This window comes from Glycomyces harbinensis (assembly GCF_900101745.1).
GTDB classification, from domain to species: Bacteria; Actinomycetota; Actinomycetes; order Mycobacteriales; family Micromonosporaceae; genus Glycomyces; species Glycomyces harbinensis.
This window is the reverse complement of record NZ_FNAD01000001.1, coordinates 89,057-115,526: the sequence shown is the minus strand read 5'-3', so window position 1 is coordinate 115,526 and position 26,470 is coordinate 89,057. Positions and strand designations below refer to the sequence as shown.

The 26,470-nt window shown below is 68.3% G+C and carries 25 protein-coding genes; 10 read left to right on the top strand and 15 right to left on the bottom strand.

What is annotated here, in order from left to right; translation table 11 throughout:
- Positions 1 to 63: 63 nt before the first annotated feature.
- From BLQ63_RS27575 to BLQ63_RS28165, 3 genes are all read right to left on the bottom strand, one after another.
- Positions 64 to 420, bottom strand: a complete 357-nt coding sequence (locus BLQ63_RS27575) for a hypothetical protein (RefSeq protein ID WP_143014709.1) — start codon at positions 418 to 420, stop codon at positions 64 to 66.
- Between the two features lie 261 nt (positions 421 to 681).
- The gene (locus BLQ63_RS28170; protein ID WP_177154725.1) at positions 682 to 921 is read right to left on the bottom strand and encodes a DUF2845 domain-containing protein; all 240 of its coding nucleotides are present in this window, start codon (positions 919 to 921) and stop codon (positions 682 to 684) included.
- A 76-nt stretch (positions 922 to 997) separates the two neighbouring features.
- Entirely contained in the window at positions 998 to 1,363 is a 366-nt protein-coding gene (locus BLQ63_RS28165; protein WP_177154724.1) for a hypothetical protein, read from the bottom strand.
- Between the two features lie 288 nt (positions 1,364 to 1,651).
- On the opposite strand from BLQ63_RS28165, the gene BLQ63_RS00490 reads away from it, so the two are divergent.
- Both BLQ63_RS00490 and BLQ63_RS00485 read left to right on the top strand, forming a co-directional pair.
- A complete protein-coding gene (locus BLQ63_RS00490) occupies positions 1,652 to 2,233 on the top strand; it encodes a hypothetical protein (RefSeq protein WP_218124958.1) in 582 nt (193 codons plus the stop codon).
- Between the two features lie 74 nt (positions 2,234 to 2,307).
- Positions 2,308 to 3,066, top strand: a complete 759-nt coding sequence (locus BLQ63_RS00485) for a transposase (RefSeq protein ID WP_091027199.1) — start codon at positions 2,308 to 2,310, stop codon at positions 3,064 to 3,066.
- A gap of 95 nt (positions 3,067 to 3,161) precedes the next feature.
- On the opposite strand, the gene BLQ63_RS00480 is transcribed toward BLQ63_RS00485, so the two are convergent.
- From BLQ63_RS00480 to BLQ63_RS27565, 3 genes are all read right to left on the bottom strand, one after another.
- Positions 3,162 to 3,497, bottom strand: a complete 336-nt coding sequence (locus tag BLQ63_RS00480) for a hypothetical protein (protein ID WP_143014707.1) — start codon at positions 3,495 to 3,497, stop codon at positions 3,162 to 3,164.
- A gap of 534 nt (positions 3,498 to 4,031) precedes the next feature.
- On the bottom strand, positions 4,032 to 4,553 hold the full coding sequence (locus BLQ63_RS00475; RefSeq protein WP_091027197.1) for a hypothetical protein: 522 nt from the start codon (positions 4,551 to 4,553) through the stop codon (positions 4,032 to 4,034).
- Positions 4,554 to 4,556: 3 nt separating this feature from the next.
- The gene (locus BLQ63_RS27565; protein WP_143014706.1) at positions 4,557 to 5,327 is read right to left on the bottom strand and encodes a hypothetical protein; all 771 of its coding nucleotides are present in this window, start codon (positions 5,325 to 5,327) and stop codon (positions 4,557 to 4,559) included.
- Between the two features lie 380 nt (positions 5,328 to 5,707).
- Here BLQ63_RS27565 and BLQ63_RS00470 point away from each other — a divergent pair, with 380 nt between their 5' ends.
- Positions 5,708 to 7,822, top strand: coding sequence for an NACHT domain-containing protein (locus tag BLQ63_RS00470; RefSeq protein WP_091027196.1), 2,115 nt, complete (start codon positions 5,708 to 5,710; stop codon positions 7,820 to 7,822).
- A 102-nt stretch (positions 7,823 to 7,924) separates the two neighbouring features.
- Here BLQ63_RS00470 and BLQ63_RS00465 read toward each other — a convergent pair whose 3' ends face one another.
- The 5 genes from BLQ63_RS00465 to BLQ63_RS00445 all read right to left on the bottom strand — a co-directional run bounded on the left by BLQ63_RS00465 (position 7,925) and on the right by BLQ63_RS00445 (position 15,091).
- Entirely contained in the window at positions 7,925 to 10,732 is a 2,808-nt protein-coding gene (locus BLQ63_RS00465) for an alpha-L-rhamnosidase (RefSeq protein WP_091027195.1), read from the bottom strand.
- Positions 10,733 to 10,750: 18 nt separating this feature from the next.
- A complete protein-coding gene (locus BLQ63_RS00460; protein ID WP_091027194.1) occupies positions 10,751 to 11,584 on the bottom strand; it encodes a carbohydrate ABC transporter permease in 834 nt (277 codons plus the stop codon).
- A complete protein-coding gene (locus tag BLQ63_RS00455; RefSeq protein ID WP_091027193.1) occupies positions 11,581 to 12,480 on the bottom strand; it encodes a carbohydrate ABC transporter permease in 900 nt (299 codons plus the stop codon). The genes BLQ63_RS00460 and BLQ63_RS00455 overlap by 4 nt, the downstream gene beginning before the upstream one ends.
- A gap of 127 nt (positions 12,481 to 12,607) precedes the next feature.
- Positions 12,608 to 13,924 (bottom strand): ABC transporter substrate-binding protein, encoded by a 1,317-nt coding sequence (locus tag BLQ63_RS00450; protein WP_091028490.1) that lies wholly within the window; start codon positions 13,922 to 13,924, stop codon positions 12,608 to 12,610.
- Between the two features lie 93 nt (positions 13,925 to 14,017).
- A complete protein-coding gene (locus BLQ63_RS00445; protein ID WP_245680815.1) occupies positions 14,018 to 15,091 on the bottom strand; it encodes a LacI family DNA-binding transcriptional regulator in 1,074 nt (357 codons plus the stop codon).
- A 105-nt stretch (positions 15,092 to 15,196) separates the two neighbouring features.
- On the opposite strand from BLQ63_RS00445, the gene BLQ63_RS00440 reads away from it, so the two are divergent.
- From BLQ63_RS00440 to BLQ63_RS00430, 3 genes are all read left to right on the top strand, one after another.
- Positions 15,197 to 15,838: a TetR/AcrR family transcriptional regulator gene (locus BLQ63_RS00440; RefSeq protein WP_091027191.1), complete on the top strand. Its 642-nt coding sequence runs from the start codon at positions 15,197 to 15,199 to the stop codon at positions 15,836 to 15,838.
- The gene (locus tag BLQ63_RS00435) at positions 15,835 to 16,971 is read left to right on the top strand and encodes an acyltransferase family protein (RefSeq protein ID WP_091027190.1); all 1,137 of its coding nucleotides are present in this window, start codon (positions 15,835 to 15,837) and stop codon (positions 16,969 to 16,971) included. Before BLQ63_RS00440 ends, BLQ63_RS00435 begins: the two co-directional genes overlap by 4 nt.
- Positions 16,972 to 17,088: 117 nt before the next feature.
- Complete coding sequence (locus BLQ63_RS00430) at positions 17,089 to 17,844, top strand: VOC family protein (RefSeq protein ID WP_091028487.1); 756 nt, start codon at positions 17,089 to 17,091, stop codon at positions 17,842 to 17,844.
- A 49-nt stretch (positions 17,845 to 17,893) separates the two neighbouring features.
- On the opposite strand, the gene BLQ63_RS00425 is transcribed toward BLQ63_RS00430, so the two are convergent.
- Positions 17,894 to 18,394: a GNAT family N-acetyltransferase gene (locus BLQ63_RS00425; protein ID WP_091027189.1), complete on the bottom strand. Its 501-nt coding sequence runs from the start codon at positions 18,392 to 18,394 to the stop codon at positions 17,894 to 17,896.
- Positions 18,395 to 18,440: 46 nt separating this feature from the next.
- Positions 18,441 to 19,475, bottom strand: a complete 1,035-nt coding sequence (locus BLQ63_RS00420) for a substrate-binding domain-containing protein (RefSeq protein ID WP_091027188.1) — start codon at positions 19,473 to 19,475, stop codon at positions 18,441 to 18,443.
- 171 nt (positions 19,476 to 19,646) lie between these two features.
- Here BLQ63_RS00420 and BLQ63_RS00415 point away from each other — a divergent pair, with 171 nt between their 5' ends.
- From BLQ63_RS00415 to BLQ63_RS00405, 3 genes are all read left to right on the top strand, one after another.
- Positions 19,647 to 20,744: a glycoside hydrolase family 62 protein gene (locus BLQ63_RS00415; RefSeq protein WP_218124957.1), complete on the top strand. Its 1,098-nt coding sequence runs from the start codon at positions 19,647 to 19,649 to the stop codon at positions 20,742 to 20,744.
- Between the two features lie 50 nt (positions 20,745 to 20,794).
- The gene (locus BLQ63_RS00410) at positions 20,795 to 21,415 is read left to right on the top strand and encodes an RICIN domain-containing protein (protein WP_091027187.1); all 621 of its coding nucleotides are present in this window, start codon (positions 20,795 to 20,797) and stop codon (positions 21,413 to 21,415) included.
- A 93-nt stretch (positions 21,416 to 21,508) separates the two neighbouring features.
- A complete protein-coding gene (locus BLQ63_RS00405; RefSeq protein WP_091027186.1) occupies positions 21,509 to 23,116 on the top strand; it encodes a glycoside hydrolase family 43 protein in 1,608 nt (535 codons plus the stop codon).
- Between the two features lie 84 nt (positions 23,117 to 23,200).
- Here the strand turns inward: BLQ63_RS00405 and BLQ63_RS00400 are convergent, their stop codons facing one another.
- Both BLQ63_RS00400 and BLQ63_RS00395 read right to left on the bottom strand, forming a co-directional pair.
- On the bottom strand, positions 23,201 to 23,740 hold the full coding sequence (locus BLQ63_RS00400) for a GNAT family N-acetyltransferase (protein WP_091028482.1): 540 nt from the start codon (positions 23,738 to 23,740) through the stop codon (positions 23,201 to 23,203).
- Between the two features lie 87 nt (positions 23,741 to 23,827).
- Positions 23,828 to 25,792, bottom strand: coding sequence for an ABC1 kinase family protein (locus BLQ63_RS00395; RefSeq protein ID WP_091027185.1), 1,965 nt, complete (start codon positions 25,790 to 25,792; stop codon positions 23,828 to 23,830).
- Between the two features lie 124 nt (positions 25,793 to 25,916).
- Between BLQ63_RS00395 and BLQ63_RS00390 the strand changes: the two genes are divergently transcribed.
- Positions 25,917 to 26,447, top strand: a complete 531-nt coding sequence (locus BLQ63_RS00390) for a hypothetical protein (RefSeq protein ID WP_091027184.1) — start codon at positions 25,917 to 25,919, stop codon at positions 26,445 to 26,447.
- The last annotated feature ends 23 nt before the right edge of the window (positions 26,448 to 26,470 follow it).

The following is a 26,470-nucleotide window of genomic DNA, read 5'->3' as shown; positions in this document are numbered from 1 at the left end:
CCCCTCGTCCCGAACTATTGGCATCGGGGTCAATGAGGGTCCTCCGCGATGCATTGAGGCTGCTCAGGGCCGTTCTGCTACGTCCTCGGGTTCAGGGGTTGCTGCACTTTGCTGCGGTACAGCAACCGCCCTCGTTCCGCCAAAGCGGTCTCCATCGGCGCGTTCACGATCCTCCCGCCGAGACTCGGCACTCCGCGTGATCCATTCCAAGACCAAGAGCACAGCCAGCCATGGGCCGCCAACCATGGCCGTGCCGAGAAACCCCCTGAAGATCGCCTCAACTTCACGATCACCGGCAAGGTAGTAGCCGTACATCATCATGGCGCACAACGCTGCCATTGCCACCCAAGTGCGCAGCCGACGCCAGACCGCAATCCAAAAACCCATCCACACCACTCCTCGCCGGAAGACCTCAGCCACATGAGAATCCCACATCATCGGAACCATGAAGCGCTGCCGCCCGTGGAGCGGTCCCGTCCGGCGCGCCACTAACCCGAAACCTACGGATTTAGCGTCAACCGGCTATGACGTCTAATCCGGCAGGTAGAACGTCACGTGAGACTCATTCGGGTGAACCTCAGCCGGTGCGGTTGCTGTACTTTCGTGCCGTACTCCCGCTGCTCCAGCACGCACCAGGGCCACCGCATGCCGGTCATCCCGTGGCTTTGCACCCAGTCAGCCTTAATGCCTCGTCGGAGGGGTACTGACCTTGACCACTCGGCCACGCTCGAACGAGACCTGAGTGTCGTATCCAGCAGGAACATTGATGTAGAGCCAGCTCTCGTGGCTTGACGTCCCGCCAAGATTGAAGACATGCGCTCCGGCCTGCCGCGCATACTGCCTATCAGATATCCGCCCGGTCGGCTTGCCGAGCAGACGCTTGACTTCTCGCTTGGTCATACCGACCATCACATCGCTCATGGGTCGAACCCTAGAACTCCCAACCAGGACCGGTCCCGCAGCTGTTCTGGTACGACGCACTGCACCAACTAATTCACTAGAGCGAAAGCCAGTAAAAGAAGAGTGAGGTTGCAAGCGAGGTAAGCGCCCCCAGCCCAAAGAAAATCCACTCTCGGCGTTGGGATTTCTTCTGCTGCTCTCGCTCTCTTCTCTCTGCATTCTCCGCAGCCTCTGTCGCAACTTTAGATGCACGATCATGAAGTATCTTGCCGATATTCTCAGCATCCTCAGCCGTAACTTGGAGATACTGGCGTCGCTCCTCTACTTCATCCTGAAGTGAAACTAGAGCATCGCGTTCAGATTCAAGGTGATCTCTCAGTTCAGTAAGGATTCGGACCGTTTGGTCTAGATTCTGCTTGGAACCTTCAACCTTCTCTTCGATTGTCGGTTCTTCGCTAGGCACCTCGCTGATGCTATGAAGCTTCTCAAGGCGTCTATTTGATTCCTCTGATTCCCTGCGCTACAACACGAGGGAGGAGGATGCGCCAAAGATTGCGGCAAGAGCCGCCATCACAAGTTCAATGCCCATCGGAGTATTTAACACCAAGGCTAAAGGCTGTCCCGCAATGCTGGGTGGGGCTGGGGTGGCTGATCGTTCCCGGCCTATCCTCCTGTCATGCAGTCGCCTCGGGATCACCCAAGCACCGTTTGCGCCCTGCTCGCAGCGTTCCCGGCCAGGATGAGCTGCGACGTGCGACGGGTCGTCGAGATCGTCCCTGATGCTCGGTACCCGCCGACGGAGCCTTTCGAGGTGGCGGTACAGGGCGAGAACGTCTCCATCCCCCGCCGGATCTACAGCGAGGAACTAGACCCCGCCTTGGAGCGATCCCTGACAGGGACGCAGCGTGTCATAGCGCATTGCCTGTACTCCCGGCACCACGATGGCTATGTCCGCCAACGAAGTCTCGAGCTGCTCATGGATTCGGCGGAGCCGTGGGTTGCCCCGTTCGTGGTGCATCTGGCCGGCGAGTACGTGTTGGAGATCCTTGAGGACATCCGCCGAGGTCTCGGCGGGCTCACCGTCCCAGGTTCGGTAGAGCGCCAGCTCTACGGGGAGTTCATCGTGCGGAATCCGGCGTTCTTCGTGCGCACGGAACGACGAGTGGTGAGCTACTGGACGTGCTATTACCGCAGGAAGTACCCGACATTCGGAAGGTACCCGGGTTCTGAGCTGATGGAAGCGTTCCGAGCCGCTGCTTCAGAACACCACGGCGCGCGGTGGCCGCGGAACACGCCACCTCCATTCGCGGGGACGGTCGAAAGCACCGTTTGAAAGCCGCTTTCCCCAGGAGACCTGGTCGGCGTGTTACCCATTGCTCACCAAGGCTTTAGGATGCACGGGTAGGTGTGGTGACTGCGGCCGAGGCGTCTTGGATCGAACCGTTCTCGGGACTGCAACCTCGACTGTTCACCCGCCTGGTGCGCCAGTTGGAGCGTGATGGCGCCGAAGCGCTCCGCCGGGGCCGGCCATGGAGTCTGCCGCTGGCCGACCGGGTTTTGCTGGTGGCCGCCTACTGGCGGACGAACCTGACCCTGCGACAGCTCGCGCCCCTGTTCGGCGTCTCGAAGTCCGCCGCCGACCGCATCATGGGCGATCTGGGACCGAAGGTGGCGCTTCGCCCGCGCAAGCGGTTCGCCAGGGGCACCGTCTTGATCGTCAATGGCACGCTGGTTCCGACCCGCGACCGGACCATCGCCGCTCCGAGCAAGAACTTTCGGTACTCAACCAACCACCAGGTCGTCATCGATGCCGACTCGCAGTTGGTGGTCGCGGTCGGCACACCACTGCCGGGCAACCGCAACGACTGCAAGGCCTTCGGTGAGTCCGGTGCCGAGCACGCCTGCCGCAATCATGACTTGATCGGCGACGGCGGCTACATCGCCACCAGCGCGATCATCCCGCACCGCCGCCGCCCCGGCGAGGACCTGCCCGACTGGAAAGCCGAGCACAACGCCTCGCATCGGCAGGTCAGAGCCCGCGTCGAGCACACGTTCGCGCGGATGAAGACCTGGAAAGTGCTGCGAGACTGCCGCCTCCGCGGCGACGGCGTCGCGGTGGCGATGCTCGGAATCGCCCGGCTTCACAACCTCGCACGCACCGCCTGAACGACACCGAGTTCGCCAGAACACCACTGTTATTGGCAACGCTCGGAGCAATAACGGGACAGCCTTTAGGGACCGTCTTCAGATGGAAGACCGTTTCACGTCAGGTTCATCGGAAGGTTCCCGAACCACGGGATCAGATGTCTCTTGAGGCGGTAGTCGTAGTCGTCGGCCGAGCTCTGCTCGATGACGTGGTTGGGAAACCAGGTCTCCAGGACGTACTTCTCGAACTTGACCCGACCGCCCTTGGCGTCGATGATGCGGCCATCAGTCATCCAGGCTTCAGCCCGCTGCCACGCCTTGTCGGCTTCCTCAGGCGTGTTGTAGGTGCCTTCGTACTGCTTCTCGCCCCGGAGGTCGCGGTAGTACGACTTGAACCGCTCGAAGCCCTTCTTCGTAACGGTACGTTCATGCCAGCCCATCGGAGTGACCATCCACAGTAGATCCTGTGGGGGCTGTGAGGGGGCAGGAACTTCTGCCAGGCCTCGTCAGACCCCAGATAGATCCGACAGGTCTCGACAGACGAAACTGTGGGATCTACCTGGAGTTTCGCGCCCTGGGGACGCGGTAACCAGCCATCTGCACATATGGCGAATTGGCCCTCTCAAGGCGGAAACGGCGGTTCGAATCCGCTCGGGGTCGTGGAGCTGGCGCATGAAGGAGGCTTCGCTGATCATGGCGGCGTAGGTGTCGACGTGATCGGGGTCGGCGAGGGCCTCGGCGCGTGTGAGTTCGGGGACGGACTGGTCGATGCCCGGGGCGTTGGCGCACTTCGCCACCTGGGCGGGAGAGTTCAGCGCCCTGGATGTAGGTGTTAGCGCTGACGTAGTCGAGCGCGGAATACACCGCGGCGTAGGCGGGGTTGCCGAAGTCGGACGGCCTTCGCCCGGGCCCGCGAAGCGATCCTGGAACTGATCGGACGCACCCAGGTCGGCGAGGTCTGGCCGCCTGCGAACCACCCGACTTCGTCAATCGGACTCGAGGTAGCCCGAAGTCGGGACCATACCGTCGTCGTACCAGCCCCGCTCCCATGCGGGCGGATCCTGGACCGGGATCTCAGGTGCGACCGGGACCGGTTGGAGCGCATGGTCGATGACCATCGGTGCATCCCCGACATCGTCGTCGCGCAGCACTACTCGTCCGTGCCAACCATCTTCGGTGACGAGCATCCATGTCAACCCCGAACGCCCCCCGTCGGGAATGAGCGCACGGGCCTCCAACGCCTTGCACAGCAACGTAGTCAGCTGCAGCTCATCGAGACCGCCTACCACGTCGGCGAACTCCTGGCCGGCGCTGAGCTCAGTGTCGAAGTCCGACCCCGGGTGCAGACCTGACTGGATCAATACGATAAGTTTTGGTCCTTCATATTCCTCGAAGACCTCGGCCGTATCGGCGAACACCATGTCGGATGCCAGGGGCCATTGCGCAAGGACCACCGCTTTGAGCCGTGCTGGGGGCACGGTTGCGGCGAAGTTGATCGAGTAGTCCATGGCTCACGTCGCTCCTTGGCTATGGCGTGGATGATATCGGTAAATCTCGGCTGCGCGGTCCCAATCGGATGATGAAATGCTCGGGTCTTTCAGATAGTTTTTCGGCCAGATGCCGACGGGCTGCCCGTCTGTGTTGAGGGTCTTGAGCGCCTTGAACTGGCTGCGAGACAGCTCCACCAGGCCAGGTCCAGACGCGGGGAACACGGTCCCGTTCGGCTCCACACCCCAACTGCGGCCATTGATCTCGTAGCGATTGGTGTCGGCGTTCCAATGGGCCCTGCCGGTACGGATCGCCGCAAGGTCGCCTTCGACATCAACGCTGGGCAGGATGACGGTGTTCTTCTCCGCCGGCTGCGAAGATCGGCCAATCCGAGTGAGCCGATGCCGCCCCGGGGTCGGTGAGCGAATACCATGACGGGCTGGACCGCGGATCGGTTGCGCCGCTTCCGACCTCGCCGCCGATAACGGCGGCCGCGCTTGAGGAACCGTGCCGGCGCTCACCCCCGCTCCGGCGGCCAGCAACGCGATGTAGGCCTGCCAGCGCTCATCACCGGCGCTGAGCAGGCGCTGTGCCTCCTCAAGTTTTCCGATGGCGCTGCGAAGCTGCACCAACGCATCAGTCACCAGCGCGCTGGACGAGTCGACCGTCGTATTCTGAGCCGATTCGAGCACCCGCTCCAGTCGGTCTCCGGCACCGCTCAAGTGCGTTCGTGACTCGCGACTGCGTTCGACGAGGGCGGACAACTCGGCGATCAGACTGCTCAGCAACGACACGGCGGCTCCAACGGGCGGAAGGGGAAGCTGCACTCCAATCGTACCGAAACGTCCCCAGATGTGAGGCCCTTCAGCTGCTGGTAGAACCAGCCCTTGTCGTCAACGGCTTGGACTCGGTCGGCCGGTTGTGCGTGGTCGCGATTCGTAGGGTGGTACAGCTGTCGGACATGCGACAGAACTCTGCATTGTGCGGCGCCTGGATCCTTCTTGACGTTGCATCAGGCATGGCACGCTGTACCGGTTGTCTAGCCAGGAGGCGGCTTGAGCTGCTGTTATGTCTGAAGCCTGCGACTTGCCCAAGTGCGATGTGCGCCAGCAGTTCTATACGCCGCGGGTCTCTAGAGTGATTCGGATATGGCCTCAACCTGTGGAGCCGCTTGATGAAGACTCGCGATGTCGTGGTGTGCGTGTTTGCTTTGATGGCGGTCGGTGCGATTGCCTACCGTCTGCCGCCCAACAGTCAGTTGTTCAACGCGTTGGCGGTGGTCTCTTCGGTCGCAACGGTGTGGGCGTTGGTGTGGGCGTTGTGGCCTCAGCGATCACGCGCGAATTCCCCTGAGGATCGTATGGTTCGCGCATTGCAGAGCCTGGAATTCCAGGTCAGGGATGACTGGCGCAAGGAGGCTCGCGATCGTGGCCTGGCCCCTGCCCCGATCAGGGTGAGGCTCACTCCCAGCGCTGTGACCGTCGACGATCGCAGGGAGCAGTCGACAGGTCAGCCCGATGTTCCCGGTGTCAGCTGGCTCCGAACCTTCAATCGACTCAACCCCTTCGATAAGGGCGCGACCGGCTCTCGCGGTCAGCGGGACCTGCACAGTCTCGCCGCGCCGATCATCGATGCTCGTACCGGCGGCACGGTCACCATTGACGAGATCGGCGAGGAATGGCGTCGAGATTGCCGCAAGAGGTTCGTCATTCTCGGTGCGCCGGGGTCGGGAAAGACCTCGGTCCTGGTCAATCTGCTGTGCGACATCTTGAGTGAACCCGACCGCACAGCGGGAGATCCAGTTCCCGTGCTGGTCACCGTGACCGGCTGGGATCCGAACACACCGTTTCCGGACTGGTTGGAAGCCCGTCTCAAGCAGGATTACCCGCACCTCGCCCAACGATCGCATCAGGAGCGCGGACGCCGCAACGACCCGAGCTTGGCGGCGGTGCTGATCGCAACCGGAAAGATCATCCCGTTGCTCGACGGCCTCGACGAGATCGCCGACCAGGATCGGCAGAGCCGCGTGATCGCTGAACTCAATAAGGCCGCCTACGATGTGCCGCTCGCGCTGACCTGCAGGACCACCGAATACCGGGTGGCCGTCAACCGAGGCGAGTTCACCCACGATGCAAAGGAATACGAGCTCCAGCCTCTCGATGTGCGGCAGGCGGCCGCGTACCTCCGTGGGGGCGAGCGCACTCCCGCTTCGGCCGACGTTGCTGCTGGGCGATGGGAGTCGGTGATCAGCGAACTCGGCCGGGGCGGGCCGCTCGCCGAGGCGCTGTCGACACCGCTGATGGTCTACCTCGCCCGCACCGCCTACGAAGGAACCCATGCCCGTCCAAGTGAACTGATCGAACTCCCTACCAGGAAAGCGATCGAGCAGCGTCTCGCCGCGGCCTACCTTCCGGCGGTCTACCAGCGCACGACCCGCCACCGGCAACTGCATGGGCGCCGCCTCGACGACGCCATGGCCGCCATGCAGTTCTTCGCCCGTCATCTGCGCGACCAGGGCACCACCGACCTCGCCTGGTGGGAGCTGCACCGCGCGATCCACCCGGCAAGACTCAAGATCATTCAAAATCTCTGGTTCGTACTGATAGGCGGGCTCATGTGCGGGTTGGTCTACGTGTTCTGGGGCGAGCCCGTGACAGGGTTCGCGGGCGTACTGGCGGGAATCTACACCGGTGTGCTCGCGGCGGCCCTCGTATTCAGAGGCACATCGAGGACGGTTGAAACTCCACGGAGCTTCCAGTTCTCACAGCGAGGTCTCATCGTGGCGCTCACCCTGGGACTCGCGTTCGGTCTCGCAGTGGGGTTCGCAGTCGGACCCGCGACCGGCATCATCGTGGGATCCGTCGTCGGGCTGGGGTTCGGTGCCACAGGCTCGCTCAGAACACGATCTGATCTTCGAAACTCAACAGTCGGCCCTCGTAGAACGCTCCGCTCAGATCAAATCGGGGTGCTCATCCCCGACTGGCTCCTGATCGGGATCCTCAGCGGACTCGCCGGCGGCCACGCTCTCGGGTTCGCAGTCAGTTTCGCATTCGGATTCCCAGGAGGATTCGCGTACCGGCTCCGCGGCAGATTCGGAACAGCATCAGGAACCTTGATGCATGTGTCGCTGTGGTTGCGGCTCACCGGAAGTCTCCCTTGGGGCGTTCGCATCCTCCCCGCGCTCGAAGACGCCAAGCGGCGACACGTCCTGCGACAAGTCGGTGCGGTCTACCAGTTCCGGCACCTCACCATCCAAGAACACCTCGCCCAGCAACCCGATCACCCATGATCGCAGTCCCGACGCGACCACCGGGTTCGATCCTTGGTGAGTGAGTGCCGGTGGAGCGTCAGGAGATCGAGACGTTTCTTGCCCTGTGTGAGGAGCTGCACCTCAGCGCTGACGTCGTGCGTTCAGGTCGTCCAGTGCCGTTTCGACTGCGGTCAAGACCTGCTTCGGGACGCCGCCCAATTCACCTGCCAGCGTGCGGTGCTCGGTCCAGGCCGTTTCCCTTCGGAACTGCCGCGCCCGTTCGGGATCGGCGCTCGCCATGGCCCGCAGCACCGTCCCGTGCGCCTCGGCGTCCTCGATCAGATCAGCCAGTGTGGACTCCAACGTCAGCGCCCGTGGTGTTGCGACTCGGGGGTCCTCGATCGTCCACCGGTGCTCGCCGCTGCCGACCTCGCGCGCCTCGGCCCCCGGAAGCGTCACGAGCGCGGTCGTGTTGGCCGGGACGGTCGCGTGGACGACGATGCGCCCCTCGTGTTCCTCCCAGCCCGCTTCGGCTCGGCCGTAAGGGGTCTCGAACGCGGCCTCCGCCCGTTCGAGGCCCGCCAGCGGGACCGGCGCGATCGCGAGGCGCCGGTACCCCGGCTCCAGCGGCGCCAGCCCGGCCACCGTGCGGTGGAGCCAGTCGGCGATGGCCCCGAACGCGTAGTGGTTGAAGGAGGTCATCTCGCCGGGGTTGATGGTGCCGTCCTCCAGCATGGAGTCCCACCGCTCCCAGATCGTGGTGGCGCCCATGGTGACCGGGTACAGCCATGACGGGTTGTCGGTCTGGAGCAGGAGCCGCCGCGCGGTCTCGGCGTGGCCGGTGCGCACCAGCGCGTCCTGGATGAGCGGGGTGCCCACGAACCCGGTGCCGATGCGGAATCCGCTGCGGCGCACCAGCCATGCCAGCCGCTCCCCCATCGCCTCCAGCGTCGCCGGTTCGGTGACCAGCTCGAACATGATCGCCAGCGCGTACGCGGTGGGCGCGTCCGAGACGGTGCGCCCGGCCGCGGTGACGTACTCGCGCACCCAGGCCTCGCGGACCTCCTCGGCGAGGGCGCGGTAGCGCGCAGCGTCGTCGGCGAGGTCGAGTTCGGCTGCGGCCCTGCGCACCAGCGTGGCGGAGCGGAACAGGTAGGCGCTGGCGACGATGTCGCCGTCGGTCTTGGCGTCGCCGGGCCGGTCGGCGGGGGCGTCGGGGTCGAGCCAGTCGCCGAACTGGAACCGGCCCTCCCACAGGCGGCGCGGTCCGGCGATGGCGGCGATGTGGTCGGTCCAGGCGCGCATGCTGGGGTACTGGCGTTCGAGCACGTCGCGGTCGGCGAAGCGCTCGAACAGGACGGTGGGCACGACGGTGGCGGCGTCGCCCCAGGCGGCGGCCGGTGTGCGGGCCCATTCGAGCACGTTGGGCACGATGAACGGGACGGCGCCGTCCTCGGTCTGCTCCAGCGCGAGGTCTTCGAGCCAGGAGGCGAGGAAGCCGTCGCAGTCGAACAGGTAGCTCGCAGTGGGCGCGAAGACCTGGATGTCGCCGGTCCAGCCGAGGCGCTCGTCGCGCTGCGGGCAGTCGGTGGGGACGCTGAGGAAGTTGCCCCTCATGCCCCAGACGACGTTCTCGTGGAGGCGGTCGAGTTCGTCGTGCGAGGAGCTGAACCAGCCGGTGCGGTCGAGGTCGGAGTGGACGACGACCGCGGTGACGTCGCCGGGGTCGAACGCGCCGGGCCAGCCCTGGATCTCGGCGTATCTGAAGCCGTGGAAGGTGAACGCGGGTTCCCAGGTCTCGACGCCGGTGCCGGCGAGGGTGTACGCGTCGGTGGCCTTGGCGTGGCGCAGGGGCCGGGTGCCGAGTTCGCCGTGCTCGAGGACTTCGGCGTGCCGGAGCACGACGGTGTCCCCTTCGCGGCCTTGGACGCGGATGCGCAGGTGGCCCACCAGGTTCTGGCCGAAGTCGAGCACGGTGCGGCCGCTGGGGGTGGTGATGACCTCCTTGACGGCGAGTTCCTCGGTGGCGCGGACGGGCGGTGCGGTGCGGGCGACCGGGGTCATGGCGCGGGCGAGGTCGGGCCTGGCGTCGAGCCAGGTCGAGTCGTCGAATCCCGGTGAGGACCAGCCGGTGCGGGCGCGGCGCGCGTCGTAGGTCTCGCCGGCGTAGATGCCGCTGGCGGTGACGGGGCCGTCGGCGGTGGCGCGCCAGGCGCCGTCGCCGGTGGCGACGAGTTCGGTGGTGCCGTCGTCGTATTCGAGGACGATCTGGGCGGCGAGGCTGGGGTACTTGCCGTAGAAGGGCCGGGCCTGGCCGTGGAAGCCGAACCCCTCGGTGTACCAGCCGCCGGCGAGTGTCGCGCCGACGGCGGCCGGGCCGGGGCGCAGGAGTCCGGTGACGTCGGTGGTCTCGTGGACGAGCCGGTCGCGGTAGGCGGTCCACCCGGGTTTGAGGTGCTCGTCGTCGACGGGGACGCCGCCGATCTCGACCTGGTAGACGCCGCGCGCGGTCGCGTACAGGGTCGCCGAGCGGAGTCCTTCGCGGACGGTGAACTCGCGGCGCAGCAGGGTCGGCTGGCCGATGTCGGCGGGTTCGGGAACGGTGATGAAGCGGGCGTGCCAGTCGCCTTCGTTGAGGAATCCGGCCCTGACGTGGAGCGGTTCGCTCCAGTCCGAGGCGGTGCCGTCGGAGCCGTGGACGCGCACGCGCACGCTGCCGCTCTCGCGGGGCAGCAGCGATTCGAACGGCCAGGGGACGAACAGCGAGTCGCGGCCCTCGACGTGGGCGACGGCCGCCGCTTCGCCGCGGCGCCATTCGATCTCGGCGCCGCGCTGGGTCCAGTCGGGCGCGGTCGTCTCGGTCTTCCAGGACAGGCGCGGGCGGGCGGCGGCGATCCACGGCGAGTCGGTGCGGTACTCGGCGCGCACACTGTGGACGGTGGTTGGCATGGTGGCTCCCTGGTCGGTTCAGCCCTTGACGGCGCCGGAGGTCAGTCCGGCGACGATCTGGCGGTTGAAGAAGGCGTACATGATCAGCGGCGGGATGGTGATGAGCAGGATGTCCATGAACAGCAGGTTCCACTGGGTCGTGTACTGGCTGCGGAAGTTGTAGAGGGTCAGCTGGACGGTGGCGTTCGAGTCGCCGGGCAGGAAGTACAGCGGGTTCTGGAAGTCGTTGAAGACCGCGACCGACTGGACGATCACGGCCGTGACGATCACCGACCGCAGGAGCGGGAGGACGACCTGGAAGAACAGGCGCACCGGTCCGGCGCCGTCGATCATCGCGGCCTCGTCGAGCTCGCGCGGGATGGTCGCCGTGAACGCGCGGAACAGCAGGACGCAGAACGAGAGTCCGAACGCGACCTCGATGAGGATCAGCCCATGCAGGGTCCGGAACAGGCCGAGCCCCTGGAGGACCCAGATGGTCGGCACGACCGCGGGCGGGATGATGAGTCCGGCGAGGACGAGCGCGTTGAGCAGGGGCGTCCACCGGTTCGGGCGCCGCTGCATCACGTATCCGACCATCGCGGCGAGGACGACCATGATCGCGACGCTCGCGACCGTGAGGATCGTGGAGTTCACGAACGCGGCCAGGAGCATGTAGTCGCGCGCCTGGACGACGGCGAGGAAGTTCTCCCAGATCGCCCATTCGGTGGGCAGCGAGAAGTCCCGCAGCGCCGACTCGGACCGGTTCTTCGACGCGGTCAGGACGATGAACGCGAAGGGGACGAGGAAGACCACCGCGGAGACGGCGATCGCGATGAGGCCGGAGACCGTTCCGGCGGCGCGGGGGCGGCTCACTGCTCCACCTCCTTGCGGTTGAGCTTCCAGTAGAGCGGGACCATGAGCGCGGCCACGAGGAGGAACAGCACGACGTTTCCGGCGCTGGACAGGCCCCAGAACCCCGCTTGGTACTGCTTGAAGATCACCGAGGCCACCACGTCGGACGTGAACCCGGGCCCGCCCTGGGTCATGGCCCAGATGAGGTCGAAGGACCGCAGCCCGCCGATGAGCGAGAGGACGATGACCGTCGCGGTGGCCGGGCGCAGGAGCGGGAGCGTGATGTACCGGAGGTTCTGGAACGCGGTGGCGCCGTCGACCCGGGCGGCCTCGAAGTACTCCTGCGGGATCGCCACGACCCCGGCGATGTAGATGAGGGTGGCGAGGCCGACGCCCTTCCACACGTCGACGAGGGCCACCGAGAACAGGGCGAGGTCCGGGTCGGTGAGCCAGCCCGGCCCGGCGATGCCGACCGCGGCGAGGGCCCGGTTGATGAGGCCCTCTTCGGGGTCCATGAGGACCGTGAAGGTGATGCCGACGCCGACGACGCTCACCAGGGTCGGAAAGAACACCACCGAGCGCAGGTATCCGCGGGCGATGATCTGTGAGGTCAGGAAGACCGCGAGCAGCAGCCCGAGCACGACTTTGAGCCCTGAGGTGAGCACACCGTAGACGAAGGTGTTGACCAGGCCCTGGAACAGGTACGGCTCGCTGAAGAACAGGGCGAAGTTCTCGAGGCCGATGAACTCGGCCCCGGTCATGTTCCAGCGGGTGAAGGCGAAGTAGAACGAGGCGATCGTGGGGACGATGAACAGCGTCCCGTAGACGACGCCGGCGGGCAGGTAGAACCACATCGGATAGTGGCGGCGGGGATCGCGCCGCCGCTGTCGCGGCGCGGGTGGGGCGGTGGTCGTCATGAGGCGTCTCCTGGGAGGCGCCGCGCCCGGGTTCCGGCCGGGCGCGGCGATCTTTGGATGTGCTGCGTTCACTCCGGTTCGGGGAGGCGAGCGCAGCGAGTGGCTGGGTGGGGCGACGGGCGCGGGTCTACCAGCCTTCGAGGCCGAGCTGCTGGGCCTGCTTCTTGACGTCCTCGTCGTAGAGGGACGCGGCGTCGTCCGCGGTGCGGATGCCCGAGCCGACCTCGACGGTGATCTGTTCCAGGGCCGGGCCCTTGACCGGGGACAGGAACTCCAGGGCCGGCGCGGTGAGTCCCGCGTCGAAGTAGGACTGGAGCTGGGCCACGGCCGGGGGCACGTCCTCGGGGACGGCGCAGCCCTCGATGAAGTACGGGCCGATGACGCTGACGTCCGCGGTCTGGGCGTCGCAGCCCTCGGTGCTGGCGACGAACGCCAGGAAGTCCTTGGCCGAGTCCTGGTCCTCAGTGGACTGCGGCAGGTAGAGCGCGCCGGGCAGCCAGGTCGTCATGCCGTGGTTCGCCGCGTCGGTCCCGGGCAGGGCGAAGAAGCCGAGGTCGTCGACCGCCTCGGGGTCGGTCGCCTCGATCTCGGTGAGGGCGTTGGTGAGCATCGGATAGTGGACGCCCTCGCCCGCGACGAGGGCCGCGAGCCCTTCGTTGTAGGTCAGGGACGCGAAGTCCTCGTTGAGGAACCCGGCCTCGCCGACCTCCTGGAGGTGCTCGAACCCGGCGGCGGCCGCCGGGGTGTCGGCGAAGTGGGCCTCGTTCGCGGTGAACTCCTCGGCCCAGTCGGGTTCGGCGGCGAGCACGTTGTAGTTGTCGGCGAGGACGAACAGCTGCGAGGTCCACGCGGACTCGGTGCCGTAGGTCTGGATCACGGGCGCGGCCCCGCCGGCGTCGAGGATCGCCCGGTTGTTCGCCATGAAGGCGTCCCAGGTGGTCGGGACCTCCAGGCCCAGCTCCTCGTAGGCCGCGAGGTTGTAGAGGACGCCGCCGCCGATGGCGTGGCCCACGGGGACGCCGTAGACCGCGTCGCCCGCGCTGACCCCTTCCTTGAACGTGTCGGTGACGACGTCCATGTAGGGCTCGCCGGCGAGGTCGACGAGGGTCTGGCCCGGCGCGAGGGCCTGGAGGAGCGAACCGGAGTTGTAGAAGAACAGGTCGGGCATGTCGCCGGTCTGGAGGCGGGTCTTGACGATGTTGTCGCCCTCGCTGCCGCCGGGGCGGATCTCCAGTTCGACCTTGACGTCGGGGTTGGCCTCCATGTACGCGTCGGCGAGGGCCTGCATGAGCCGGCCGGTGGCCTCGGAGTTGTCCATGAGGATGTTGAGGGTGCCGTCGCCGTCGTCGCCGCCGGTGGAGCACCCGGTGAGAGCGAGCCCGGCCGTGAGCACGGCGGTCGCGGTCGCCGCGGCGCGGCGGGGGGTCGAGGGTTTCGAGAACATGGTCGTGACCTCCATTGGTGACGCCCGATCGTCCCGATTGGAACGATTCATTCGTGAGGGATGGCGCTATGCGGTTGTGCTGGTCGGGACTGGTTACCGGTCGCCGAGCGCGCCCAGGCGCGTGGCGCCGCCGCGGGGGCGCGGCGGGCGGGTGCTGGAGCGGACGATGAGCTCGGGCCGGATCACTTCGTGGCGCGGCTCGGCCCTCCCCGCGATGCGTTCGAGCAGCAGCTCGACCGCGAGGGCCCCCATGCGCTCGCCGTCCTGGTCCACGGTGGTGAGCGAGAGGTTCGGGTGCGCGGCGATCTCGATGTCGTCGTAGCCGACCACGGCCACGTCGCCGGTGGTCAGGCCGGCGTCGGCGATCGCGTGGAGCACGCCGAGGGCGGGCTCGTCGTGGCAGGCGAAGACGGCGGTCGGACGGTCGGGGCCGGTGAGCAGCCGCATGGCGGCGCGGTGGCACTCGGCCTCGCCGTTGAGCGAGCGCACCACGCTGATGCGGTCGCCGAACCCGGCCTCCTGCATCGCGGCGCGATACGTGTCGAGCCGGATCGCCTGCGGCACACCGGATCCCGATGCGGTCCGCTCCGTCTCGCAAGTGAGGTGGGCGATGTCGCGGTGCCCGAGCTCGAAGAGGTGGCGCATCACCTGGCGGGTGCCGCCCTCGTCGTCGCTCACGACGGTGTCGTAGGCGCTCGACCGGTCGTGGCGCCCGAGCATCACCACCGGGACGTCGGCGGCGAGTGCTTCGAGCCAGTCCGGCTCCACCAGCGGCGACACCGCGATGACCCCGTCGACCTGGCGGTCGACGAGCGCCTGGAGGGCGCGGTAGCCCTCGCTGTGGGCGGGGTCGGCCGGGGCGATGATGAGCTGGTACGGCGAGTCGGACAGGGCGGCCGTGGCTCCGGTGAGGAGCCGCGGGAAGAACGGGTTCGACAGCTCGGGGATCTCTATCCCGAGCGTGAACGTGGCGCCGCGCAGGCCCCGGGCGGAGATGTTGGGGCGGTAGCCGAGCTTCTCGATCGCGGCCGTGACCCGCTCGCGCATCGCGGGGCTGACCCCGTACGCGTTGCGGATGACCTTGGAGACCGCCGCCCGCGACACGCCCGCCTCGCGCGCTACGTCCTCGATGGTGACCGATCCGGCCGACGCTCGCGATACCGCCACGGGAACCTCCTCGTTCATTGCTGTAGATCAATCTACACATGTTGTAGACCGATCTACAAGAGGCGGGTTCCGAACTTTTCGATCCGATCGCGTACAGTTTTGACCATGCGGTCAAATCCTCGTACGACTGGTCAGTCCGATGCCGAGCCGACCTTCACCGAAGCGGCCCGCCGGGCGCAGATCCTGCGGCACGCGATCGACGTGGTCGCCGACCACGGCTACGCGGGCGCCTCCCTCAACCGCATCGCCGAGCACGCGGGCATCAGCAAGGGGCTCATCTCCTACCACTTCGCGGGCAAGGACGACCTGCTCAAGGCGATCGTGCTGGACGTGTTCACACGCGGCGGCGGGTTCCTGTACGAACGCGAAACGAGGAAACCCGCGACGGCGGGCGGCGCGCTGCGGTCCTATCTGGAAGGGCACCTCGCCTTCATCGGCTCCCACTCCCGCGAGGTCGGCGCGGTCGTGGAGGTCGTCAGGAACCTCCGGAACGACGAAGGGCGCCTCGTCTACGACAACGCCTGGGACGCGGAGACCTACGGCGAGCTGATGGGGATCTTCGAGGCCGGACAGGCCTCCGGCGAATTCCGCGAGTTCGACCCGCGGGTCATGGCGATCGCCGTCCGCCGCGTCATCGACGGCTTCACCTTCCAGGTCATGGGTTCCCCCGATGTCGACGTCGCGGCGTTCACCGCCGAAGTCGTCGCCCTGTTCGATCACGCCACCACACCCAGGGAGCGATCATGAACACCACCACCCCGACACCACTGGCGACCGCGCCACCCGCGACGCGGCTGCACTACCTCGACAACCTGCGGGTCTACCTGACGTTCCTCGTCGTCGCGCACCACGTGGCGATCGTCTACGGCAACATCCCGGCCTGGCCCAACTGGGAGGGGCCGGCGGACCCCGTCGCGGGACTCCCGCTCGACGTGTTCGTCGTGCTCAACCAGGTCTACTTCATGGGCTTCTTCTTCCTGCTGTCCGGGCACTTCACACCCGGGTCGGTCAACCGCCGGGGAAGCCGGACCTTCGCCCTGGAGCGGCTGCGGCGGCTCGGGATCCCGTTCCTGGCGTTCGTGATCGTGCTCCGCCCGCTCTACACGCTGCCGACCTATCTGGGCCTGGAGGACCGGCCGCCCTACTGGCGCTTCTACCTCACCGAATCGAACAACGGCCCGATGTGGTTCCTCGAGGTGCTGCTGGCGTTCTCGCTGCTGTACGCGTGGTTCCGGTCGCGCCGGCCCGAGGCGCCGGAGCCGGTGGAGCCGGCGCCGCTGCGGGCCCGCCAGATCCTGGCCTTCGCGCTGGCCCTCGCGGTCGTGTCGTACGTGTGGCGGATGGCCGTGCCGCTCGTGTCGTACGTGCCGATCCTGGGACTGCCGAGCGCGGCCTACATGCCGCAGTACGCGGCGCTGTTCCTCATCGGGATCGTTGCCTACCGGCGCGGCTGGCTGCGGACGCTGCCGAAGCGCGCGGGCCTGCTCGGCGCCGCGCTCATCGCCGGATCGCTCGTGCCGATGGCGCTGGGCGGGTACGCGGTGCTCGACCTCGAGGACCCGCCGCCCGGCACCGACCCGGCCCACCTGGGCTTCGCGCTGTGCGACTCCATGCTCGCCGTCGGCGCGATCCTGCTGCTGCTGAGCGTGTTCCAGCGGTGCTTCACCGGGGCGGGGCCGGTCAGCCGGTTCCTCTCGGCGAACGCCTTCGCGGTGTTCCTGCTGCACGCCCCGATCATCGTGGGCGTCGTGGCGGTGCTGGCCCCGGTCGAACTGGCGCCGGTCCTGAAGTTCGCGCTCGGATTCGCGATCGCGGCCCCGCTCAGCTGGGGCGCCGCCGCCGCGCTCCGCACGATCAAGGCCGTGCGCGCGGTGCTGTGACCCGGAGTCGGCGGCGGACCGCCTTCGAAACTGTTTCATAGGCGGTCCGCCGCGAATCCGTCTACCCTTCCCGGTACCACCGCGACCGGCGAAGGAGCCAATGTGACACCGATCGACATGCCCGCCAACGGCATCCGCGCAAACGAGACGACCGTTCCCCTGCTGCCGTGCTTCTCGGCCGAGGAGACGCTCGCGTTCTACAAGTCGCTGGGCTTCGCGGTCACCTACGAGCAGCGGCGGCCGTATCTGTACCTGGCGTTCACCCTCAGCGGCTTCGATCTGCATTTCGGCAAGGCCCCCGCGGGCATCGACCCGTCGACCGAGGACGCGGGCGGCTGCCTGGTCATGGTCGACGACGTCGCGGCGTACCACGCCGCGTTCACCGCGGCCATGCGCGCGGCCCACGGGAAGGTCCTCGCGAAGGGGCTGCCGCGCATCACCAGGTACCGGCCCGGCGCGTCCCGCTTCACGCTCATGGACCCCAACGGGAACAGCATCGTCTTCATCCGGCGCGACGAGCCGATGGAGCTGGAGTACGGCGGCGACAAAGACCTGCCGCCGCTGCGGCGGGCGCTTGACAACGCCCGGATCTACCGGGAGTTCAAGAACGACGACAAGGCCGCGTTCCGGGTCGTGACCTCCGCGCTGCGCCGCCACGGCGAGGAGTCCCCGGCCGCGGACCGGGCGGTCGCGTACGCCACCCTCATCGAACTGGCGGTCGCCCTCGGCGAGCACGAGCGCGTCGAGCCGCTGCGGTCGGACCTGGAGGGCGTCGCGGCGCAGTTGGACGAGGGCGAACGGCGGCTGGTGGCCGATGAACTGCATCTCGCCGACGACCTGGAGACCTGGATCGCCGGGACCGCTCAAGACTGACGGCGGCGCGGCGCCGGTCGGCGGGCCGGCGCCGCGGTCGCGTCAGGGCTCACGGCAGCGTCCTGGTGAGCCACACCAGGTCGCCGCGGTCGTCGGTGGTGACGTGGTGGCGCTCGAAGCCCAGTTTCTCCAGGACGCGGAACGACGGCGCGTTCCAGTCGCGGACCGTCGACCAGAGCCGCCCCCGGCCGGTCGCGACCGCGGCGTCGAGGACCGCGCGGGCCGCCTCGGTCGCGTACCCGTTGCCGTGCACGCGCTGGAAGAGCTCGTACGCGATCTCGGGCTCCTCGACGGTGGCGCGGCCGACGATCAGCCCGCAGTAGCCGATGAAGTCGCCTTCGGCCCGGCGCCGGATCGGCAGCAGGGCGATGCCGGTCTCGGCCGAGGCGGCGAGCCCGTTCGCGATGATCTCCCTCGTCCGCTCGACCGTCGGGGTCCCGTCGCCGCGTTCGGCGTGCAGATGGCGCAGCTCCTCGGCGTACGAGGCGTCCCAGGGCCCCATGGTCAGTCGCTCGGTCGTCAGGTCGCGGCGCATCGGCGTGTAAGGCATGGCCCTTACTGTGCCTCATGCGCACCCGTGGGTCCGAGGGCGCCGCTCAGCGTTCGGCGCGGGGCGGGGCGGTGCTCTGGCGGACCACGAGTTCGGTGGCGAGCTGGACGCGCGGCTGCGGCAGCGGTTCGCCCGCGGCCAGCGCGACGACCATGCGCGCGGCGGCGGCGGCCATCTCCTTGAGCGGCTGGTGGATCGTGGTGAGCGGCGGGATCGTCCACTTGGCCTTGGGCAGGTCGTCGAAGCCGACGACGCTCAGGTCCTGGGGGATGCGCAGGCCCGCCTCGGCCGCGGCGTGGTAGACCCCGATGGCCGAGCCGTCGTTGCAGGCGAAGACGGCGGTGGGCGGATCGTCCAGGCCCAGCATTGCCCGGGCGTGTTCGAGCCCGCCTTCGATCATGAAGTCGCCGTGGCGTTCGAGCGCCGGGTCCAGGGGGACGCCCGCGAGGTCGAGGCCGGCGCGGAAGCCGTCGAGGCGGGCCCGGCTGGACTCCATGTGGTCGGGGCCGGTGACGACGGCGATGCGGCGGTGGCCGAGGCCGACGAGGTGGCGGGCGGCGGCGAGGCCGCCGTTCCAGTTGCCGGCGCCGACCGCGGGCGCGTCGTGGTCGGGGTCGCCGGTGGGGTCGACCAGGACGAGGGGGATGTCGCGGCTGTAGAGGCGCTCGCTCTGCTCGGCGGCGAGGCCGGAGAACACGGAGAGGACGCCGAGGGGGCGGCGGGCGAGGACGTCCTCGAGCCAGCCCTGGCCGGGGGTGTGGCGTCCGCCCATCTCGGAGACGACCACGCCGAGGCGGTGCTCGCGGGCGACCTCGTCGACGCCGTTGAGGATCTCGACGGGGTACAGGCCCCGCAGTTCGTGGAAGACCACGTCGATGAGGGCCGCGGACTTCGCGGGGCGCCGCTGGCGCCGGTAGCCGCGGGAGCGGATGAGGCCCTCGATCTGCTCGCGGGTCGCGGCCGCCACGTCGGACCGCCCGTTGACGACCTTCGAGACGGTGGCGGTGGAGACGCCCGCGAGGGCGGCGAGCTGCGCGATCGTCAGGGGGCCTTCGGGCTCGGACTCGGGGGTGGGGGTCATCGCGGCAGTTTAGCGCCATGGGTCACATCCGTTTCATCTTCGGTGGACCGTTGACGAGATATCGATACTTCTCTATAGTTCGACTCATCTAAGTTTCGGGACATTCTTCGAACGTTTCGGAGCGGCTCGAGTTTGTGAGCGATAACAACCATCTCGACGGAAAGGCACTCCATGCGCCGGACACTTCGAACCAAGACCTTGGGGGCACTCGCCGCGCTCGCGGCGGCCGCGGCGCTCGCCGCGAGCATGCTCACCGCCGGAGCCCAGACCACCGCCGACGACGACGCCGGGGCGGAGGCCCAGGCGCTGCCGACGACCTACAGCTGGGAGTCGACCGGGGCGATCATCGGACCCAAGCCGAACTCGGGCCACAACGTCGTCTCCGCCAAGGACCCCACCGTGGTCCAGGACGCGAGCGGCAAGTGGCACGTCTTCTTCACGGTCGCCAACACCGCCGGCGCCTGGAGCCTGGCCTACACCGGCTTCAACGACTGGAGCCAGGCCTCCTCGGCGCCCCACACGTTCCTCGACACCAACCCGAACATCGGCTCCCGGTACGCCGCTGCACCGCACGTGTTCTTCTACGAGCCCTCCGGACTCTGGTACCTCGTCTACCAGACCGGTCTGCCCTCGTACTCGACCACGTCGAACATCAACGACCCGGGCAGCTGGTCCGCGCCGCGGAACTTCCAGAACGAGATGCCGCAGATCGTCAAGGACAACATCGGCAACGGGCACTGGCTCGACTACTGGGTCATCTGCGACAGCTCGATGTGCTACCTGTTCTCGGCCGACGACAACGGGCACGTCTACCGCGCCGAGACCACGGTCGCGAACTTCCCCAACGGGTTCACGAACACGAAGATCGTCCTGCAGGACACCAAGAACAACCTGTTCGAGGGCGGCGCGGTCTACAAGGTCGACAACACGAACACGTACCTGCTGATATGGGAGTCGATCGGCTCTGACGGCGCGCGCTACTACCGCTCCTACACCGCCAACGGCCTCAACGGCCAGTGGCAGCCGCAGGCCACCGGCCAGAACGCGCCGTTCGCGGGCGCCGCGAACGTCTCGTTCCCGGGCGGCGCCTGGACGAAGGACATCAGCCACGGCGAGCTCCTCCGCTCCGGCCGCAACCAGACGATGCCCATCGACACCGGCAACCTCCAGATGCTCTACCAGGGCCGCAACCCGAACTCCGGCGGCGACTACTCGCAGCTGCCCTACCGGCTCGGCCTCCTGACCCTTGAAGGAGGCGCCTCGTGCTGACCCCTCCGAATCCCTCGTTCCCCGTTCCCGCATCCGCAAAGGAGCACCCGATGGCCTCGGCCGCACCCGACCTCTCGATCCTGACCCGCTGGGCCCGGGCGATGGGCGCGCTCGCGGCCGCCGTCGTGCTCGCCACCGCCGGGCTCGTCGCCTTCGGCGCCAACCGCGCCGACGCGCAGCCGCCGAACACCAGCGACTGGTACACGATCGTCTCCCGCCACTCCGGCCTCGCCCTCGACATCCAGGGCGCCTCGACCGCGACCGGGGCGGCCCTGACCCAGTACACCAATGTGGAGGGCACGAACCAGCAGTTCCGGTTCATCGACTCCGGCGGCGGCTACTACCGGATCCAGGTCCGCCACTCCAGCCAGGTGCTCGACGTCTACAACTTCAGCACCGCCGACGGCGGCAACATCGTCCAGTGGACGAACCTCAACGGCACCAACCAGCAGTGGCAGATCAACAAGAACTCGGCAGGCTACTACTCCTTCGTCAACCGCAACTCGGGCAAGGCACTCGACGTCTACAACTGGTCGACCGCCGCGGGCGACCCGATCCGGCAGTGGACCTCGACGGGCGCGACGAACCAGCAGTTCTCGCTCGTCCCCGTGGGCGCCACCTGCGGCGCCGACGAGGTCCTCGCCGACGTTCAGGCCGCCTCCGTCGACTGACCGACCCGGGACCGGACCGGCGCCCGGCGCCATCCTCCCCACCGGCCGCCCCGTGCGCCCGGTCCGGTCCCGCCTTCCCGAAAGGAGACCACCATGTCCTGGCTTGACATCCCGAAGAGCCGCAGGAGGCTGTTCATCGGCGGGGCCGGCCTCGTCGCCGGAGCCGCCGCGGCGAGCGCCCTCAACCCGTTCGGAGCCGAAGCCCAGCAGTCGACCTACGCGAACCCCGTGGTCTGGCAGGACTTCGCCGACGTCGAGGTCATCCGCGTCGGCGACGTCTTCTACATGACCGCCTCGACCATGCACTACTCCCCCGGCGCGCCCGTGCTCCGATCCTGGGACCTGGTGAACTGGGAGTTCATCGGACACTCCGTGCCGACACTGGACTTCGGGGCCAAATACGACCTCAACGGGGCGCGCGGCTACGTCCGCGGCATCTGGGCCTCCTCGATCGCGCACCGCGCCGGTGAGAACCGCTTCTACTGGCTCGGCCAGATCGACTTCGCACGGTCCTACATGTACACCGCCGCGAACGCCGCCGGACCCTGGACCCGCCACGCCGAACTCCCCCGCGCCTACTACGACGCCGGGATGCTCGTCGACTCCGACAACACGATCTACGTCGCCTACGGCAACACCCAGATCTCGGTCGCGCAGCTCTCGGCAGACGGCAGGACCGAGGTCCGCAACCAGCAGGTCTTCAGCACCCCGGCGAACATCGGCACCCTGGAGGGCGCCCGCTTCTACAAGATCAACGGGAACTACTACATCTTCCTGACCCGCCCGGCCAACGGCCAGTACATCCTCAAGTCCTCGTCGCCTTGGGGCCCTTACACGCTCAGGCAGGTCCTGCTCGACATGCGCGGTCCGATCTCCGGCGGCGGCGTCCCCCACCAGGGCGGCCTGGTCAGCACGCCCGGCGGCGCCTGGTACTACATGGCCTTCGTCGACGCCTACCCCGGCGGGCGGATGCCCGCGCTCGCGCCGATCACCTGGACCTCGGACGGCTGGCCGCAGGTCACCACGGTGAACGGCGCCTGGGGGCAGACCTATCCGTTCCCGAACCTCACCCCGCACCCGGTCGCGCCGCTCATCGGCACCGAGACGTTCACCGCCGCGGCCCTCGCCCCGAAATGGGAGTGGAACCACGACCCCGACAACACGAAGTGGTCCACCGGCAACGGGCTCAGGCTCCAGACCGCCACGGTCACACCGGACCTGTACTGGGCCCGCAACACGCTCACCCACCGCATCCAGGGCCCGACCTCGACGGCCACCGTCGAGATCGACCCGTCCTCGATGGCGAACGGCGACCGCGCGGGCCTGGCGATGCTGCGCGACGCCTCGGCCTGGATCGGCCTGCGCCGCGACAACGGCGTCACGCGGATCTCCATGACCGACGGCCTGACGATGGACTCCAGCTGGAACACCACCGGCACCGGGACCGAGCGCGCCACCGCGGAACTGTGCGGCGCCACCGTCTGGCTGCGGGTCGCCGCCGACATCAGGCCCGGCTCGGGACGCCAGGCCGTCTTCTCCTACAGCACCGACGGATCGAGCTTCACCCAATTGGGCCCCGCGTTCACGCTCAACAACAACTGGACGTTCTTCATGGGCTACCGGTTCGCCGTCTTCAACCACGCCACGACGGCGCTCGGCGGTGCCGTGACCGTGAAGCGGTTCACGGTCGGCACGCCATGAGACTCCTCAACGCGCTCACCGAAGGCGGGGCGCCCTAGACCACTGCGGGGAGGATTCGGGCGCGAGTCCTCCCCGCAGTCCTCGTCAGGGCGCTTCGGCGCCGGGCCAGGGGCCCGGGGGCGGGCCCGGCGGCTCGGTCTCGGTGGTCCCGGTCCGGTAGACCGTGAAGCCGCGGGAGCGGTAGTTGCCGAGCGCGACCGGGGAGTCCTTGTCGCAGGTGTGGCCCCACACCCGTTGCGGCGCTTCGATCACCGGCCACCGGTCGTGGATCGCCCAGGCCCGTTCGATCGCCGCCGCGAGCAGGTGGCCGCCGAAGCCGCCGCCGATGAACGCCGGGAGGAGCCCGAAGTAGGCGAGCTCCACCTCCCCGGGGACGCCGCCGTCGAGCTCGGCGTAGCCGACCGGCGTGCCCCGCACGTACCCGACCCAGGTCTCGACCCCGTCCCGGCTCAGGTACTCGTGCCACTGCGCCCAGGTCCAGCCGAGCCGGTCGATCCACTGCCACCGGCCGCCCACGGCCGTGTACAGGAACCGGCTGAACTCGGGACTCGGGGTCTGCGCGCGCACGAACTCGACCGGGTCGGCCGGAGGCCGGGCGGGCGCGAGTTCGGCCGGGTCGCGCATCTCGAAGTACCAGGTGGTCAGGTGCGTGCGGGAGGCTTCTGCGGTCACCGCTGGATGATCGCACACCGGGACCGGCGCGAACGCCGGTCAGTCCGGTCGGCCCTTCTTGGTGAAGATGTCGGCCAGCACCCGCAGGGCCATCACCGAGGCGATGAGCAGCAGCGACAGGCCGAAGAACTCGTAGAGGGTGAGGGATTCGGTGAGCGCGGGCCCGTTCTGGTTGCCCAGCAGCATCACCGCCATGATCCCCGAGGCCGCCGCCAGGACCGTGAGGAGGGTCTGGTGCAGCCAGGCGGTGACCGTGCGGCGGTCCTCGGCCTTGCCGAACAGGCGGAAGTTGACGCTGAGCTGCCCCGACTCGGCCGCGGTGAGGAGGCGGTCGAAGCGGCGCGGGAGCTTGCGCAGCACCGGCAGCAGGTCGGCGACCTCCTCCAGTACGAGGTCCTGGACGGCGGCCGGGCGCAGGCGCCGCTCGGCGTAGCGCTGGCCGATGTCGCGGGCCTCGGCGATGAGGTCGAAGCGCGGGTCGATCGCGGTCAGGCAGCCTTCGAGGGTCGCCAGCGCCCTGAACACGGCGGCCAGCTCGGGCGGGATCACGATGCGGTGCCGGGCGATGATGCGGAACAGCTCGGTGAACATCCGGATGCCCGGAGCCGCGCCGGGGACGAGGTGGCGGGCCATGAACGAGCCGAGCGCCCGCTCGAAGCCGACCTGGTCGAGCTCGTCGGGCCGGGTCGAGACGCCCACCAGCGCGTCGGCCAGCGCCGGGCCGTCCTGGCGGTCGACGGCCTGGAGGATGGCCTCGAAGGAGGCGCGGAGTTCGCGGTCGAGCCGGCCCACCGAGCCGTAGTCGATGAGGCCGATCCGGTCGTCGTCGAGCAGCATCAGGTTGCCCGGGTGGGGATCGGCGTGGAAGATGCCGTCGGCCATGATCTCGTCGAACATCTCCCGCAGCAGCGCGGCGGCGACGTCCCGGCCTTCGAGGCCGCGCTCGCGCAGGGGCGCCGAGGCGAGCGGGACGCCGGGCAGGCGCTCCATGACCAGGACCTGCTCGTCGGAGAGGTCGGTGTGGGGTCTGGGGACGCGGACTTCGGAGCGGCGGCGGTCGTGGGCGGCGGCGACCTGGGCGAGGTTGCGGGCCTCGACGGTGAAGTCGACCTCCTCGCGCAGGGCCTCGGCGAAGCCGTCGGCGAGGCCGAGGACGTCCATCGAACGGCCCCAGGAGGTGTGCCGGTCGAGGCTGCGGGCCAGGCGGCGGATGATGTCGAGGTCGCGTTCGACGGTGGCCTTCGCGCCGGGCCGCCGGACCTTGACGACGACCGCCTCGCCGCCGTGGAGGACGGCGGTGTGGACCTGCGCGATCGAGGCCGCGGCCAGGGGTTCGGCGTCGAAGTGGGCGAAGACCTCGTCGATCGGTGCGCCGGCGGCCGCTTCGACCACGCGCATCGCGCTCGATCCGGGGACCGGCGCGGCCTGGTCCTGGAGTTTGGAGAGCTCGGCGATGTAGGCGGCGGGGAGGAGGTCGCGGCGGGTGGAGAGGATCTGGCCGAGTTTCACGAACGTGACGCCGGCGTCGTCGAGGGCCCGGCGCAGCGCCCGGGCCATCTCGGCGTCCTGCGCCGCCTGGCTGCGGCCGCGGAGCAGGCCCGTGAGGCCGTGCCGGGCCGCGATCGCCAGGATCTGGAGGTACCGGCGGGTGCGCCGCACCCGGGTCCTGAGGCCTTTGAACCAGGTCCGGACGGGCGGGACGGCGCCGGTGGGGACGACGGCCTCCCAGATGACCAGGAGGATCATGGCGATGACCGGGGCGCACACGAGGACGAGGCACCAGAGCGCGAGCACCGGGGCCACCTCGTCGGAGGTCGGCTCGCGGTGCTCGAACGGTCGGAGCAGGGCCGGGAGCAGTCCGTACTGGACGGCGGTGTAGCCGCACACGCTGACGACGAACAGGCGCCACAGCGTGTATCTGACGTCGAGCAGGCGGGTCGCCACGTAGGCGACGGCCGCGGTGTTCACGGCGATCCCGAACACCGTGAGGAACAGCTCGGTCATGCGGCGGGCCTTTCAGCGAGGCGACGATCGACAGCACAGGCTACGCCGTGCGGGCCATCCGCATCGAAGGTTGGCACCGACCGGTCATGCTGGTGCGGAGCCGTATCGAATCGTGGAGCCGCACATGGGCGCTGTCGAGCGCGACAAGGGATCGGGGAAGCCGCACCCGGCGGTCGCCGCGGTGCTGGTCGCGGTGGTGCTCGCGATCCTACTGGCGTTCCCGGTGGCGCTGTACGCGAACGCGATGGCGCTCGCCGACGGGTACCGGGCCTCGCGCGGGGAGGCGGGGACGCCGGGCACGGTCACGGTGGTCGGCGAGTACGACGCGAAGCGGGAGCAGGTCTGCACGGGCGCGTTCGTCCCCGACGGCGGCGGCCCGGAGGTGGAGGTCCGGGTCGAGGTCCCGGGCCGGTGCGCGGTGGGCCAGGTGGTCGAGGCGCATCTGATGGAGGGCCGGGCGTCGGTCTTCATCGGGTACGACGAGCCGCGGGCGTGGGCGGCGGGGTCGAACGACTGGACGCAGTACATCGTCCTGGTCGTCCTCTTCGGACTGCTGAGCCTGCCGGCGGCGCTCGTGGCGGTGATGGCGGTCAAGGCGCTGGTCAAGGGCGTCGGAAAGCTCGTCAAGCGGCCGGCGGGGCCGCCGACTTACTGACCGGTGAAGTCCGCAAGCGTGGA